This is a genomic window from Bacillus sp. FSL M7-1020 (assembly GCF_038050415.1).
Classification (GTDB): Bacteria; Bacillota; Bacilli; order Bacillales; family Bacillaceae_G; genus Bacillus_A; species Bacillus_A toyonensis.
Window position 1 is genome coordinate 2,229,780 of sequence record NZ_JBBOTW010000001.1, and the last position, 16,515, is coordinate 2,246,294.

Below are 16,515 nucleotides of genomic sequence, written 5' to 3' on the forward strand. Positions count from 1 at the left end.
TGAAACAAAAAAGGGAGTGTGTCTTAGGCGTAAATTATATTATCGGTACCGAAGGGCGAATGTCACTAGCTGATAAATAGTTTGGAATTTTGTACACACAATAATTATTAGATAAGGTTTTTACTTACTAAGATTTTAGTAGTTAGGAGGTACATTTGGCTTCCATAAAACTTTGCGCTTGGATGCGATTCTGTCTACAGAAATACATTACATATAAAACACGTTACTATTCTCATTAAAATAAAAGAATAGTAACGTGTTTTTTGTTTAAAAATGGCCTGAATAGTAAAGTTCATGAATGTTGGGGTAGTTTTAATTAGCCATGCATTAATTACTGAAAGCACTTTGTATTAATGGAAGTTTCACTTATATGACAACATGAGATTTCCGGTATTTACCAGGTGTTTCGTTAGTGAATTTTTTGAAAATTTTAGTGAAGTAGCTTTGATCAGTGAAATTTAGTGAAGCACAGATGTCAGATAAGGAAGAGGTTGTGAAAGTTAATAATTTCTTTGCTTCTTCAATTCGTTCACGCTGAATATATTCACTTAATGAAATACCAACTTCTCTTTTAAATAATATAGATAAATAATCCGAATTCACGTTTGAAAATGTAGCAAGTTGTTTAACTGATATTGGATTGTAAATGTTTTTGAAAATGTAGTTTTTGCAAATAGCAATAGTCTGTGAATGTTGCTGTGCTTTTTGTGCCTTTACACGGTCTGCAAAAGTACAGAAAACATTTTTTAAAAAATCCCAAACAGATTCTTTGTCTTTTAAATTTTCTGTTCTTTGGATATGTAGATCATAAATCTTGTAAGCAATTCCAGATGGAAGCCCTCCTTTTATCGCATATCTAGTAGCGAGTGTAATAGATGAAATACAAATGTTTTTATGACGTCTTAATTGATGGAATGAAGATAATGATGAAAGAGTCTCTTGTTGGAATACATAATAATATTTGAGTACTGTTTCTTTATCCCCGTTTTCTATAGCTCCAAGTAGTTGTTGCTCTAAATACAAATTATGACAGATAGATTCGTTTTTTTGCATTGAAGTATATACATCTTCGTTTAAGATACTGCTATGACTTACATGAAATGAGTCACTTTTATTTGCAAATGTACTTACATTTGAAATTTTTTTATAAAGAATGTTATGGAACAAAATCGCCATATTTACAAAGAAATATTGATCTTTGAGTGACAATGAAAAGTAATAGTCTCTTGTTTTTTTATAATTCGGCATAAAATGAAAGCTGCTATCCGTTTCGTTTTTAGAAAAGCTTACATCTGTTACAGGTCCAATAATAACAGTGCCGTTCACCATATAATCGCTCTTTATGTGAATTAAAATGAAGTGCCCTAGATGTTGATGAGTCCTGAAGATGGGAGAATTATATGAATCATTTCTCTGATAAAGCATATGTAACTGTTCTATTTTTGATGTATACAATGAAAGTGAATCATTTTTTGATGTAAAAGCTAAAAGAATATTTTTGTTGCAATCTAAAAAACAAACTGGAACTTCAAAAGATTGGAAAAACATATTGCAAATGTACTCTATCTCAACTAGACTGAGCTTTTTAGTCATATTCTTCCTCCTTACAGTTGTGCGTGATAGTTGAATAAACACATATTCCTTTTTTCATAAGTAGAAACGGAAAAACTTTATCAATAAAAATTATAAACTTCTAAGAATAATACCATAATTTAACATGGATAGCACATATTATTTGAATATACAGGTAATAGTTTTGGGGAGTAGCATAAAATATGAATCATCACACTTATTTGCTAGTTACTGCTAACATGTATCAAAAAATGTTTAAGATTGGATTCAAATAGAGATAAGAGGGGAGATTAACGAATTGGCGCCTAAGTAATTAGTAAAAATTAGCGATGAAAGCTACTATGTAACAATAATAATTATTTTTGAAGTAGAGACATAAGTGAAATGTAGGAGAGAAAATTACATATATCATACGGGGAGACGACGTAATAGTAGAAATAAGAACAGTGAATCAGTGATTGTAAACAATGGGGTGTGGGGACAACTATGTTTTATGTTATTCGTTCAAGGCTAATACTTTGTACACAATTTTATTTTTAGATGGTAATAGTAAAAAATAGATTTTTAAAATGATAGAAGTAGTAAAGGGGATAATAGAGAAATGAAAAAAATATTAAGTGTGCTTCTAGTTGTATTCTTAACATTTTCAGCGTGGTCTAATGAATTAGTAAAGGCAGCTTCACCAACCAAAGGTTCTTTAACAATTCATAAGTACGAACAAGAAAAAGAGGGAACAACAGGAGTAGAAGGTGATGGTTCCGCAAATCAAGAGGTGCCAACAAATGTGAAGCCGTTAAAAGGTGTAACGTTTGAAGTAAAAAAGGTTGCATCGTTTGAAAAAATTTCAAATGATGGGAAAATCGTGAAAGAAGATGTGAAACCTGTAACGGGGGCAACTCCATCTCAAGTAGTAACTGATGATAACGGACAAGCTGTATTAAAAGATCTTCCGCTAGGACGTTATGAAGTGAAAGAGGTGGCAGGCCCTCCACATGTTAACCTAAATCCAAATACGTATACAGTAGATATTCCATTAACGAATAAAGAGGGTAAGGTGTTAAACTATGATGTTCATATGTATCCAAAAAATGAGATTAAACGCGGTGCAGTTGATTTAATAAAAACTGGTGCAAACGATAAAGCATTAGCGGGTGCAGCATTCTCTGTATTTAAAAAAGATGGAACAGAAGTGAAAAAAGATTTAGTAACGGATGCTAATGGTCATATTCGTGTGCAAGGATTAGAGTATGGAGAATACTATTTCCAAGAAACAAAAGCTCCGAAAGGCTATGTAATAGATCCAACTAAACGCGAGTTTTTTATTAAGAACTCAGGAACAATTAATGAAGATGGAACAATTACTTCTGGTACAGTAGTTAAAGTAGAATTGAAAAACTATGAAGAACCAACTATTGATAAAAAGATTAATGGTAATTTGGAAGCGTTACCAATAAATCCGTTAACTAATTACAATTATGATATTAAAACATTAATTCCAGAAGACATTAAAGAATACAAAAAATATGTGGTAACAGATACTTTGGACAATCGATTAGTGATGCAAGGAAAGCCAATCGTGAAGATTGATGGAGCGGAAGTAAATGCAAGCGTTGTAGATGTAGCTGTAGAAGGTCAAAAAGTAACAGCTACAGTAAAAGATTTTACAAAATTAGATGGTAAAAAAGAATTTCATTTACAAATTAAATCACAAGTAAAAGAAGGAGTACCATCTAGTTCGGAAATTTTAAATATAGCAAAAATTGATTTTACAAATAAAAATGATGTAATTGGAGAAAAAGAATCTAAACCAGTAGTTGTTGTTCCGACAACTGGAATTATTGAGTTATCAAAAATTGATGGTGATAATAAGAAGAAATTAAAAGGTGCAGAGTTTGTACTTAAAGATAAAAATGGGAAAATAGTTGTTGTAGCAGGAAAAGAAGTAATAGGTGTATCAGATGAAAATGGTGTTATTAAGTGGTCTAACATTCCATACGGAGACTATCAAATTTTTGAAACAAAAGCACCAACATATACAAAAGAAGATGGTAAAACAGCTTCTTATCAATTATTAAAAGACCCAATTGATGTAAAGGTTAGCGAAAATAATCAAACGGTTAAATTAACGATAGAAAATAATAAAAGTGGATGGATTCTTCCAGTAACCGGTGGAATAGGAACGACTCTTTTTACTGTACTAGGCCTTACGTTAATGGTTACAGCAGCGTTTGTTTTCTTTAGAAAAAAATTTGCTAATAAATAAAGTTTTAGGAACATGTAACCATGTGATGTGAAAAGGGGAGAAGCAAAATGCTTTCCTCTTTTCGGTATTTTAGTATATACAGAGGTGGAAATATGAAACGAAATCTTTTTTTAGGAGGTATTTTTTTATTTGGATTAGGTATTTTTTTATATCCTACTATTAGTAATTGGTTGGCGACTCGTGCTCATTATTCTGAGATTAGTTCTTATGATAAGAAGATTAAAGCGCTACAAAAGAAAGAAATTGAACGTAGGGAAAAAGAAGCAGCCGACTATAATAAACAAGTTCAAACTTCCACGAAAACATTTGCAGATCCATTTGCTGAGGAAAATAGAAATCAACAAGCGTATGCCGATGCGTTAAATTTAGGTGATGTAATGGGGTATATTGAAATATCGAAAATTAAAATAAAACTGCCAATCTATCAAGGTACCTCTGAAGAAGTATTGAGTCGGGGGATAGGTCATTTAGATTATTCGTCACTCCCGGTAGGTGGTGAGAATACGCACACTATTTTAACCGGACATCGTGGTTTACCATCAACAAAGTTATTTTCAGATTTAGATAAGTTAAGTGAAGGAGATCTTTTTTATATTCACTCTTTAGACAAAATTCTTGCTTATAAAGTAGATCAAATTAAAGTAGTTTTACCACACGAAACGGACGATTTGAAAATTGTGGAAAATAAAGATTATACAACATTAATTACATGTACGCCTTATGGAGTAAATACAAATAGATTGCTCGTTCGAGGTGAGCGTGTAGAGTTCAACCAGAAAGAAAAACAAGAAATAAGTACAGAGGTATTTATGTTTAATAAGTGGACGGTAATAGTTGTAATAGTTCCAATCCTATTGTTATGTGCGTTTCTAGTCGTAATTTATAAGAAAAAAATAACTAGATAAATTGCATGTATCCCGCAATAACGGGCAGTGGATCCATTAATTTAGGGATAAGTAAGGAAGGTATAGAAGGGATGAAGTAAATCCACACTGATTAATGTTCACTTTTTTTGACAGTAGAAAAATACGGTAAAGGTGGGAACAAGGAAATTGAGGCTACGATTAAAGCTGGTAAGTATTCATTTAATGGTTTTGTTAATGATATGTGTAAGTTTTGTCATATATGTACCAAAAGAAGTTTATGGATCCATGGTAGACTTAAAAGGTTTAGGTGACATATCGCGTTATAATGCAGTTATCTTTGGTAACCATAAAGCAGTTGGTGGAGACGTTGAAGGTGCAATCGCAGTTCAAGGTGATATGGATGCATCAGGTTATACGATTGTAGGTGCAGCGGCAGGTACATCTAATATAGTTGGCGAAAAATGGAGTGATGAAGGATATCCGTCTTTGTTATTGTCTGGAAAATTTAAAAAATCAAGAGAGGAATCTTTTATCATTCAAAACGGAATAGTCGTTATGACAAAAGAGAGTGATCCAGATCGTACAATACAATCTTCTTATGATCGTATTGTTTTTAAAGAAAAACAAGAAATTGATGCGAAATTCAATGAGTTTCGTAACATAGTGAACCAAGTCAATCAAGATGCAGGTCAATATAAAACGAATACCCCAATTCCAAACATGAGTTTTGGCATTGGAAAAGAGATAAACAATCCTAATATTTATGTTTCATCAGAATTGACAGGGAAAATAAATTTAGAAATAAGAGATGTATTTTTACCCAATGCTAAGGACAAAGATTTTATTGTTATGTATTCGGATGCAAGAGAGATTACCTTTAATAAGGGGTCTATTTTATATGACACGAACGATATAGGAAGGGCTACGGATATAATTCCTACATCACAACCCTATTCTTCTGATTCACCATTTACTGAGCTATATGGGAAAGTGGTTTGGGTTTTTCCTAATGCGAAAAAAATCACAGCAGAGGGGTATGGTGTTGTTGGAAGTGTATTTGCTCCAAATGCTGTATTAGAAACAAAAGGCGGTTCAATTAATGGACAAGCATTTGTCGGTACAGTGCAACAAACTGGTGGATTCGAATTTCACAATTTCAAATTTAACTGGAAACATTGGAACAAGCCTAGTACAGGAAAAATAAAAATAAAAAAAGTAGATAGTAATAATGATGATAAAAAATTAGTGGGAGCAAAGTTTTATATAGAAGATTCAAACGGAAAAGTAGTTGGGGAGTTAATAACAGAGGAAAAAGGAGAAACGATATCTAAAGATTTACCAATAGGAAACTATAGCCTAGTGGAAATAGAAGCGCCTAAAGGTTATGAATTATTGAAAGATAAAGTAGCTGTAAAAGTAGAAAAAGATAAAGTAATAGAAATGAAAATAGGAAATAAAAAATTGCCAGATCCAATAGGGAAAATAAAGCTGGTGAAAGTAGACACAAATGATAAAAATAAAAAGCTAGCAGGAGCAAAGTTTTATATAGAAGATTCAAACGGAAAAGTAGTTGGGGAGTTAATAACAGAGGAAAAAGGAGAAACGATATCTAAAGATTTACCAATAGGAAACTATAGCCTAGTGGAAATAGAAGCGCCTAAAGGTTATGAATTATTGAAAGATAAAGTAGCTGTAAAAGTAGAAAAAGATAAAGTAATAGAAATGAAAATAGGAAATAAAAAATTGCCAGATCCAATAGGGAAAATAAAGCTGGTGAAAGTAGACACAAATGATAAAAATAAAAAGCTAGCAGGAGCAAAGTTTTATATAGAAGATTCAAACGGAAAAGTAGTTGGGGAGTTAATAACAGAGGAAAAAGGAGAAACGATATCTAAAGATTTACCAATAGGAAACTATAGCCTAGTGGAAATAGAAGCGCCTAAAGGTTATGAATTATTGAAAGATAAAGTAGCTGTAAAAGTAGAAAAAGATAAAGTAATAGAAATGAAAATAGGAAATAAGAAATTGCCAGATCCAATAGGGAAAATTGAAATTGAGAAAGTTGATGACAAGGATATCAATTTAAAACTAAAAGGTGCTGTATTTCAAGTGTTAAATAAAGAAGGGAAAGAAGTTGCTAGATTAAAAACAGATGAAAAAGGAAAGGTGATTTCCAGGCAATTAGTACTAGGAAAATATACGATTAAAGAAATAAAAGCACCAAATGGATATATGTTACTTAGAGATCCAATAGAGGTAGAAATTACAGAGGCAGTAAGGACACAAAAAATAACAGTAAAAAATGCGAAGAATAATTGGATGATTCCTAATACTGGTGGCAGCGGTACAACAATTTTTTATGTGGTTGGTATTTTGGTAATGTTTGGTGTGTTATATTTCTCTAAGAAAAATCATGTGTAAATAGTTATGAAAACAGTATATATAATGAACTGTTTTCATAAAATTAGACAGATTTTGCATTAGACAATTTTAATGGCATGAATTCGGTATTGTACCGGGCTCATGCTACTGAATTTCCCCTTAATTCGTTTGTTGTGATAATAATCATTATATTTTTATGACGTTTAACAATTTATTTTTTCGCTAAAGTACCACATAACGGAATAATAGAAAAGTTACATTCGACTGAATGGTTTTATTTAATAAATCCAATTTGCTTCTTAGTTCATTCGGAAACAACTTTAAACTTTTCTTTCATATTAGAGGAGGGATATATGTTTCTTAATTTGTTGAAGCAGGAAAGGTTATAGTAAACATAGAATATATTAATAAATCAAAATGTTTACGGGGTGAAAATGATGGTAATAAAACAAGATGAAATTAAAGTAGTAGTTGGAGCTGGAGTGTTTAATAATAATCCAGGTTGGATTCAAACGCAAGAAGAAGAACTTAATTTACTAGACAATACCACTTGGGAAGAAAGATTTGAATACAATTCCATTTCAGCTATTTTAGCTGAGCACGTATGGGAACATCTTACGTTTGAAGAAGGTGTAAAAGCAGCTGAAATTTGTTATGAATTTTTAAAACCATCAGGTCATATTCGATGCGGCGTCCCTGATGCATTTTTTCCGGATGAAACATACCAAAATATAGTTCAAATAGGCGGACCTGGGCCGAAAGATCATCCTGCTGCAAGTCATAAAATAGTTCATAATTACAAAACATTAACGAAAATGTTTGAAACGGCTGGATTTGAGGTAGTTCTACTTGAGTATTGTGATGAAAATGGTCAATTTTATTACAACGACTGGGATGCGAATGACGGGGTTATTTTCCGTTCGAAAAGGTATGATTCTAGGAATCGAGGCGATAAACTTGGTTTTCCATCGTTAATTGTTGACGCAATTAAAAGATAAGTCATTCAAATAAAGTAGGTATTAGTTCATGAGTCGCAAATGCGGCTTTTTTATTTATAATAAATCAATTTTCAAAATGTCATCTACACATTAAATTAATATTTAGTTGCCATATAGATTTCTTTTATGTATAAATTCGTGTAAAATAAGAACATATATTCTGCGCGAGAGTGAGGGGAATAAATATGTTAGCTGAGATAGAGAAACAATCTAATGGGTATATTGTAAAATTTCAACGCCAATTTCCTTATACGATAGAGGAAGTTTGGTCTGTGTTAACTGAAAACAGTAAGCTTAAAAAATGGATGTCTAATTTGCAGATTGAAAACCTTAAAACAGGTGGAATGATAAAGTTCGATATGATGGATGGTTCATTTTTAAATATTGATATTTTAGAGTGTCAACTAAATGCAGTACTTGAATTCAAATGGGATAAAGATCGTGTCCGATTTGAAATACATAAAGCAGGAAATGGATCCCTATTACTTCTTAAAGAATTCATTCATGAATTAACAGATCATACACCGAAAGATATTGCTGGTTGGCATATTTGTTTAGAACTTTTTTCTTCCGTGTTAGAAGGAAAAGAGAAAGAATTTCCAAAAGATGAGTGGCAACAATGGTTTGAAAAATACAAGGTCAAGATTCATGAACTGAAAGGATAATTACATAATAGGTAATATTAATTATGTAATTATTATATTATAAAAATGATTTTTTAAGAAGATAAGAATAGAGGTTAATATGAAAGTAAATCAATTAATTGCAAATAACATAAATAAATTGGATGCAACTATACCATTTAATAAATCGTTAGGAATTGCTGGTTTATCTGGATCAGGTAAAACAACTTTTTGCCAAACAATTGGTGAAGAGTCAAAAAAACGATTAGTTTCTTTATTACCAAAGGCTGAATATCAATATTTATTTCCTAACATTATGGAAACAAATTTTAGTGCTATTAAGATGGAAGAAATGCCATTAGTACTTTTTCTAGGAAAATCATCGATTTCGTCTAATCCGCGTTCAACGATTGGTACTCATACTGGTGTTTTTACAGCGGTTCGGGAAAAACTTGCTGAAGTATTTAATCTTTCTCCAGAGGTCTTTTCATTTAATAATCAACTAGGGTGGTGTACTGGTTGTAAAGGTCGTGGTACTACAAAAAATGTTGAGTGTAAAAAATGTAAGGGAAAACGTTATAGTGAAGAAATTGAACAATATGAAATTGATTTGTTCGCTAATCCGCATTCAATTTCAAATATTAATGATTTAAGTGTTGAATCTATTCTTTCACTAGCAAAAGAATTAAATATTAGTGAAGAAAAACAGCATATACTGCAAAATATTATTAATATGAACATTGGCTATTTAACATTAAATCGAATTATGGGTACGTTGTCAGGTGGAGAATTAACACGACTTTACTTAGCTGAATTCATGGCAGTAAGTGAAAATGCAGTAATTATTATTGATGAGATTTCTGTGGGGCTTGATCACGTAACATTATTACAAATATTAGAAGAGATCAAAAAATTAGGGTGCAAAAATCAAATTTGGCTCATTGATCATTCAGATACAGTACTGGATACAACTGATGAGCAATTATTCTTTGGACCTGGTAGTGGAAAATATGGCGGGAAAATTGTGAAAGAATCACCAAGGCCAAAGCCATTACTATCAGAACGAAATAACGAAATGCCAACAGAATATTATACATTCCATGAATTATATTGTCGAAATATCCAAATGACTAAGTTTCAGATTCCTAGAAATAGACTTGTAACTGTTACAGGGGAATCAGGATGTGGAAAATCTACACTTGTTAATGAATGTATCGCTAAAGATTTTCAAAAGCGATATCCAAAAGACAAACTTGTTATGGTAGGACAAGATCGCAATCAGTCAATTACAAGTCGATCAACCGTTGCTACTTTCCTTGATATTAAAAAGAAACTGACAAAGTATAGTGAAGAAATTGATGATATTTTTGAACGTTCAATTGAGGATATTATTGATGACCTTCCAAATGAAGATATCGCATATAAACGCTTGAGTTTACTAATCAAATTAGGACTCGGCTATTTAACATTAGAAAGAAAAACACAAACATTATCAACAGGTGAGTTTCAATGTGTTCATTTAGTGTCGGAGTTATTTGCCAACACAAGAAACCCACATACTTTATTTATTTTTGATGAGCCTTCAAAAGGTTTATCACAAAATATTTTAAATCAATTTATAGATAGTGTCAGAGGGATTTTACAAGATGAATCAGTCTCAATCATAATGATTGAACATAATAGTTACATGCTAGAAAGTTCGGATTACATTGTTGATTTTGGGAAAAGACAGCTTGAATCTGTAGAACATCTTGATGTTATTAGTCATAATGATTATTATCGTCAAAAGAGTAGTGTGAAAAAGGCTGCGCAAATACATATTTCTTCAACGCTAAAGCGTAAAGAAGGAATTCACTATGTAAAAGAAAATCATAATAACTATTTTAAAAATGCTGAAAACGTTTATAAGGGTGGTATTTTAAAAAGTTTATCATCAATGGCCCGATTAATTTATGGCGAATATGAATCTGATACAATTGCACCAATAATTGCTATTGATCTTGAAAGACATTTGTATAGTCAATATAGTTTCTTATATGAGATTGGTGGATTAATTAATCAAATTATAGCTTCCCATCCAACCAATAAAGATACGAGAAGTTTTGATTTTTATTCACAGGATAATCACTGTCCGTCTTGTTCAGGTCGCCTTAAGATTGAAATCTTTAATAAAGACATTACAATACAAGATAAAAATGTTCCATTTTGGGGTGGTTTATTCGATCCGGAAATCATGAAAGTATTGAAATTTTATCAATATGAAAAAATAGAATTTTTATTTGAAGAAATTAAAAATGAACTCGGTCATGATTTATCAAAGAGCTATAATGATATGTCAGAAGAGGAAAAACATACATTTTGGTACGGGTATTTTGAAAAATCATTTTATGATAAGAAAGGTAAGACACGTAGAACATGGGTAGGATTTAATACGATCATTGGTGGATATATTGTGATTTCTAAAGCAGCTATTAAAGAACAAATTAAGGAATCTAAAGAAATCGTGACATGTCCAATTTGTGAGGGGACGGTTTTAAATCATCATAAATCGCTTAAGTTTGGAAACTCAGATATTCGTGAAATAATTAATCAGCCTATGGATGAAGTGTTGAACACAGTTGGTAATTTACCGGCACTCGTTAAATTGAAGTCTATAATAGGTGGAGATATGAGATTGACGGAAGATGTTTCTTTATTGCCAAGAAAAGTGCAAGTTGCACTGAAAATGTTCGAATTAGAACAAGCAAGTTTTTCAAATTATGAAATAGTGTTACAAAATGTTTTACCATTCTGGGACGAAATTAAAGGGAATATAGAATCCATTAGCGCCAATAATCAAGTAACTATTTGTGATTTTTCTAATGTGTATGAAACAAGAGAAACCATTATAGATCAGTATTTCACAAATGGAAAATATAAAAAACTAACATATGTTTACGAAGCATTTGGTTACAAAAAATTAGTTACACAAATTAATAAAATTAAAAAAAGCAACCCATGTCCATTCTGTAACGGAAAGAAAGTTATAACTGAAGATAACCTACATGATGGCGTGTTTAAATTAACAATTCCATGTGTCACTTGTAATGCAAGTGGTATTAATGATGAAGGGCTTAAAGAAATTGTTGATGGCATAGATGTGCAAACATGGTTAACTGGAACAGTTAGTGATGTTGTGGATGAAAGTTTATTAACGGAGGCCGTTGCACAAATACCGATTTTTAATCGTATTCGTGAGTTGGATAAACGAGATATGATGGTGGTTTATGAATGTCTGGAGAAAAATAATTAAGTTGCACTACTTGTATTTAGTTGAACTGATCTGTTTTAAATTGATAATACGTGATTTTAATTATGTAAATATAATATATTTAATTGTTGTTTTAATCGTTAAAAGTAGTTGACTCTCACACGATGTCATTGTTTAAAATAAAGTTGAGATTCGAAGTAGACAGAATTTTTAGGAGGAAACCATGTTTAAAATTGGAGATTTTTCAAAATTATCTTCCATTAGTATACGTATGTTGAGACACTACGATAAAGTGGAGCTATTACAGCCAGTAAAAGTCGATGAGCAAAGTGGTTATCGATATTATTCAGCGGCTCAACTAAAGAAAGTAAATCAAATTCAAACGTTTAAAGATATGGGGTTTAATATCGCTACCATTAAAAAAATAATAGAATGCGATAATATGGATAGTATAAAGGAGCAATTTCTAAATCGTAGTACTCAAATTAAAGAAGACATGAATAACCTCCAAAAACAATTACGTCTCCTCGGAAACTCAATGAAAACGATGAGAGAGGATGTTGTTGAGATGAACTATCATGTTTCAATAAAAGAAATTCCAGAAAGAAATGTAGCTACTGTTAGAAAGGTTATTCCATCGTATAATTGTGAAGGCGATTTATGGAGTATTTTAATGCAAGAAATTCATATGAAAAATATTAGTATGGCTCACCCGAGTTATAGTATCGCTGTCTTCCATGATCAAGAATACAAAGAAAATGATGTGGATATAGAAATACAGCTAAATATCTTAGGAAAGCATGAAAATACAAAAGATGTTCATTTTCAAAAAATAGAGCCAATCAAAGTAGCTTCTATAACAGTAAGCGGAAGTTATGAACAAATGACAAACGTAAATGAAGCAGCCGCAAAATGGATTGAGACGGAAGGTTACGAATTAGCAGGCCCAATGTTTAATATTTATCATGTGAGCCCAGCGATGGAAACGGATCCTAATAAGTGGGTTACAGAGGTTTGTTATCCAATCAACAAATAAGCAAAAAAAGGCATATTTTATGCCTTTTTTATTTTATTGTACTCAAAAGTGTATAGAAAAATGGTGTGTCTGTTGGATTCATTCACTATAAGTTTGAATGTGAGAATAAATGAGGTACTTAAAAATATTTTTCATCTAATTGAAATTGTGTTTTAAGTAAAGCCCTTAAGATAATATACAGGTGAATAAAATTAATTTAATGATATGTGTATCCTCCATCAGGAAATAATACACTACCCGTAGTAAACTCATTTTGCATTAAAAACAGGACAGTATGTGCAATTTCATCATTATGCCCAGGTCTTTTTACAAGAGAAAGAGACTTATAATCTTCATAAGCAGCTAGTCTTTTTTCGTTTTGTTCATTCTCTCTTTGTATCGTTCCAGGAGAAACAACATTAACTCTAATCGAAGCTAATTCAACAGCTAAAGCTTTTCCTAAACTTTCAATAGCACCATTACAAGCTCCATAAGCAGGAGCACCTTTAAGTGGCCTTTGGCTAAATGCACCAGACATTAACACGATAGATCCTGATTTTGAAAGAAAAGGAATGGCATATTTCACGGCATAATATTGAGGCCAAAACTTTCCGATAAAGCTACTTTCAGCAATTTCCTCTGTAGTGGTTATTGGTCCAAGTGTGTAAGAAGCCCCCGGTGTAAATAAATGATCAAATTTCCCGACATCTTTGAAAAAATTTTGTAATTGCTCTTTATTTTGATTATCCAATACATAAGTTTGAAGGTGATTGTTATTTATTAATTCTTGAGCAGCCTTTAGCTTTTCTTCCGAGCGTCCGGCAATAATAACATGTGCGCCTTGTTCAACTGCTTGTGTTGCTGTCGCTAATCCAATACCAGAACTTCCACCAATAATAACGATTTGTTTATCTTTTAATGTAGTAAAAGACATGATTAAGCCTCTCCCTTAATATAAAATTAAAAATAAATATGTGTTGCTTTTATTATTCGTTAAAAAATGGTTATTGAAAAGTAGGCACTTTACTTGTACTTAGTCGCAACTTTCGTACTAATGAAGTAGTGAACGGAGAAATAAACATGAAAAATGATTTATTATGATCTATGATGGGATGGGAGAGGTGAGAAGATGGATTTACAAGAACCTAAATTAAAAGGGGTAATAGCGACATTACAAATAATCGGTGGGAAATGGAAGCCATTGATTTTATTTATTTTGCTAACAGATGGAACGAAACGGTTTGGTGAATTAAAGAGATTAATACCCGATATATCTCAAGGAACATTAGCGAAGCAGCTTCGTGAATTAGAGCAAGATCAACTAATAAAACGTGAAATGTATCAAGAAATACCACCTAAAGTAGAATATAGTTTATCTGAGCATGGAAAAACGGTAAGCACGGTGTTGGATAGTATGTGTGGTTGGGGTAGAGGACATTTAGAATTCATCGATAAAAATAGACTATAAAATTATTATGTAAACTAAATGATTTTGCGGAAAGGTATTTTTTTGATAATTTATATTTTATTATATATAATTAAACCATGTTATTATACATAGAATCTTCGAATTGAGATGGGGTAGATGAAATCCTATATTATTCGAAGTAACTAGTTGTTCGGGGCTGAAAAAATGCATACTAGATATAAAAGAAGCTTTACGAGAATATAAACTATGAGTCTATATCGAGGATCGTCAGTATTAAACATTTCATGCATTTTACAAAGGGGAAATAATAAAATGAACGAATTAGAATACAAAAACTTTTATGATAAAGTAGGAAGATTAAATGGGTGGGATTTCAGTAAGCTGAAATGTGAAACGGTAGGAGACACTTGGGACTTTTATGGCGAAGTGAAAGAAAGATGCAAACCATCAGACATGCTACTTGATGTAGGTACAGGTGGAGGAGAGAATGTACTTAACATAGCATCTTCAGCTAAATTGTTAATTGGAATAGATAATTCTAATGGCATGATTGAAACAGCACATTCCAACTTGAAAAAAGTAGGTGTACAAAATGTTGAGCTTCTCCAAATGGGTTCTGAAGCTTTAACGTTTCCGCATGCTTATTTTGATATTGCTTCTAGTTGTCATGCACCGTTTCTAGCATCTGAGTTAGCAAAAGTAATGAAAAAAGGTGCTTTTTTCTTAACACAACAAGTTTGTGAACATGATAAATTAAACCTTAAAGAAGCATTTGGCAGAGGACAATGCTTAGGTGAAAGAGATGGCACTTTAAAAGAAAAGTATATGAGTGAACTTATTAGTGCAGGATTTGAACTCGTGCAAGTACGTGAATATGATGTTACCGATTATTACAGTACACCTGAAGATCTCATTTTTTTATTAAAACATACGCCTATTATTCCTAATTTTGGAGAAGAGGAAGAGGATTTTACTATTTTACAAAAGTTCATCGACGCGAATAGTTCTGAAAAGGGGATTCGTACGAATTCAAAGAGGTTTATGATTATTGCTGTTAAATAATAATATACATTAGCGTAAAGGCAGATTTTCTTTTAAAGAAAATTTGCTTTTTTGTATAGAAAAAAGCAGGGTAAACTTGAAAAAAGTAGAAATAATCATAATGTAAATTTGAAAATTAAAATATGGAGGATAACTGTTTTGAAACGTTACTATATTAACAATGAAAAATTAAACGTACATATTACTGAGTGGGGAGAAAATGATAAACCCGTTATTTTTTGTTTACATGGATTAGGTAGTACAAGTTTAAGTTTTATATAAATCGCAGAAAAACTAAAGGAAGAGTATAGACTTATATCCATTGATGCACCTGGGCATGGTAAAACACCGCCATTTGAAAGAACAGAAGATTATGAGATGCAAAACTTAGCAAATTGGTTAAATGAAATAATAAATGAACTGAAAATTGAACATTTTTATTTTCTATCACATTCGTGGGGAAGTTTTGTAGCGCTATTTTATTTGTTACATAATCCAGAAAAGGTATTAGGGAGTATTCTCATTGATGGAGGGTACCAAACGAAAAGGCTTCAAGAAGAAACGTTGGAAGAAGAAATTGCTTATTATGAAAAGGACTTTGAAGAGTATGTATTTAATAGTTGGGATGATTTCTTTAAAAGTGAAAAAGAAGTGTATACAAGATGGTCTCCATTATTAGAACTTGCAGTTAAGGATCTTGGTATAGAAATAGATAATAAAGTATGTTGGCATGCGAGGGGTACAACAGCTGGTAATATCGTAAAGGGTATGCACAAGGATGAAATAATGGATATATATGAGGAGTTACCATCTAATATAATATTACTTCGTGCTACAGTACCAGAAATTTGGGATGAGTATAGAGGGAAGACAGCGAGTATTTTTAGTGAGAGAACAAAAGCGACAGTAAAACTAATCCCGAATTCTACCCATCTGTTACATTGGGATTATCCGGAGGTTATAGTAGAAGAAATAAGAAAACATTGGTAAAGTCCAATATAATTTAAAAAGGTTGATTCTTGTAATGTATTAGAATCAACCTTTTTGAAGTGGATGTAATAAAACGTATTGAGCAA

General features: G+C 31.7%; 11 protein-coding genes and 2 pseudogenes. 10 read left to right on the forward strand and 3 right to left on the reverse strand.

What is annotated here, in order from left to right:
* Positions 1–366: 366 nt before the first annotated feature.
* On the reverse strand, positions 367–1,593 hold the full coding sequence (locus tag MHB70_RS11320) for an AraC family transcriptional regulator (protein ID WP_061530008.1): 1,227 nt from the start codon (positions 1,591–1,593) through the stop codon (positions 367–369).
* Between the two features lie 580 nt (positions 1,594–2,173).
* Between MHB70_RS11320 and MHB70_RS11325 the strand changes: the two genes are divergently transcribed.
* The 3 genes from MHB70_RS11325 to MHB70_RS11335 all read left to right on the forward strand — a co-directional run bounded on the left by MHB70_RS11325 (position 2,174) and on the right by MHB70_RS11335 (position 7,122).
* Entirely contained in the window at positions 2,174–3,835 is a 1,662-nt protein-coding gene (locus MHB70_RS11325; RefSeq protein WP_016108471.1) for a SpaA isopeptide-forming pilin-related protein, read from the forward strand.
* Positions 3,836–3,927: 92 nt separating this feature from the next.
* A complete protein-coding gene (locus MHB70_RS11330) occupies positions 3,928–4,740 on the forward strand; it encodes a class C sortase (RefSeq protein ID WP_080451852.1) in 813 nt (270 codons plus the stop codon).
* Between the two features lie 147 nt (positions 4,741–4,887).
* Positions 4,888–7,122 carry a SpaA isopeptide-forming pilin-related protein gene (locus MHB70_RS11335; protein WP_341343687.1) on the forward strand — a complete coding sequence of 745 codons (2,235 nt, stop codon included), beginning with the start codon at positions 4,888–4,890 and terminating at the stop codon, positions 7,120–7,122.
* A 59-nt stretch (positions 7,123–7,181) separates the two neighbouring features.
* Here MHB70_RS11335 and MHB70_RS31150 read toward each other — a convergent pair.
* Positions 7,182–7,265, reverse strand: a pseudogene (locus tag MHB70_RS31150) (IS3 family transposase); the annotation flags it as partial.
* 252 nt (positions 7,266–7,517) lie between these two features.
* On the opposite strand from MHB70_RS31150, the gene MHB70_RS11340 reads away from it, so the two are divergent.
* From MHB70_RS11340 to MHB70_RS11355, 4 genes are all read left to right on the forward strand, one after another.
* Positions 7,518–8,081: a class I SAM-dependent methyltransferase gene (locus tag MHB70_RS11340; RefSeq protein ID WP_098643492.1), complete on the forward strand. Its 564-nt coding sequence runs from the start codon at positions 7,518–7,520 to the stop codon at positions 8,079–8,081.
* 185 nt (positions 8,082–8,266) lie between these two features.
* Complete coding sequence (locus tag MHB70_RS11345; protein ID WP_000879008.1) at positions 8,267–8,746, forward strand: SRPBCC family protein; 480 nt, start codon at positions 8,267–8,269, stop codon at positions 8,744–8,746.
* 79 nt (positions 8,747–8,825) lie between these two features.
* Entirely contained in the window at positions 8,826–11,996 is a 3,171-nt protein-coding gene (locus tag MHB70_RS11350; RefSeq protein WP_061530004.1) for an ATP-binding cassette domain-containing protein, read from the forward strand.
* Between the two features lie 181 nt (positions 11,997–12,177).
* The gene (locus MHB70_RS11355; RefSeq protein ID WP_000472652.1) at positions 12,178–12,990 is read left to right on the forward strand and encodes a MerR family transcriptional regulator; all 813 of its coding nucleotides are present in this window, start codon (positions 12,178–12,180) and stop codon (positions 12,988–12,990) included.
* A 196-nt stretch (positions 12,991–13,186) separates the two neighbouring features.
* On the opposite strand, the gene MHB70_RS11360 is transcribed toward MHB70_RS11355, so the two are convergent.
* The gene (locus MHB70_RS11360; protein WP_000011251.1) at positions 13,187–13,903 is read right to left on the reverse strand and encodes an SDR family oxidoreductase; all 717 of its coding nucleotides are present in this window, start codon (positions 13,901–13,903) and stop codon (positions 13,187–13,189) included.
* A 195-nt stretch (positions 13,904–14,098) separates the two neighbouring features.
* Here MHB70_RS11360 and MHB70_RS11365 point away from each other — a divergent pair, with 195 nt between their 5' ends.
* From MHB70_RS11365 to MHB70_RS11375, 3 genes and pseudogenes are all read left to right on the forward strand, one after another.
* A complete protein-coding gene (locus tag MHB70_RS11365) occupies positions 14,099–14,437 on the forward strand; it encodes a winged helix-turn-helix transcriptional regulator (RefSeq protein WP_000365532.1) in 339 nt (112 codons plus the stop codon).
* Between the two features lie 273 nt (positions 14,438–14,710).
* Positions 14,711–15,460 (forward strand): class I SAM-dependent methyltransferase, encoded by a 750-nt coding sequence (locus MHB70_RS11370; RefSeq protein WP_061530003.1) that lies wholly within the window; start codon positions 14,711–14,713, stop codon positions 15,458–15,460.
* 138 nt (positions 15,461–15,598) lie between these two features.
* Positions 15,599–16,429: pseudogene (locus tag MHB70_RS11375) on the forward strand (alpha/beta fold hydrolase).
* The last annotated feature ends 86 nt before the right edge of the window (positions 16,430–16,515 follow it).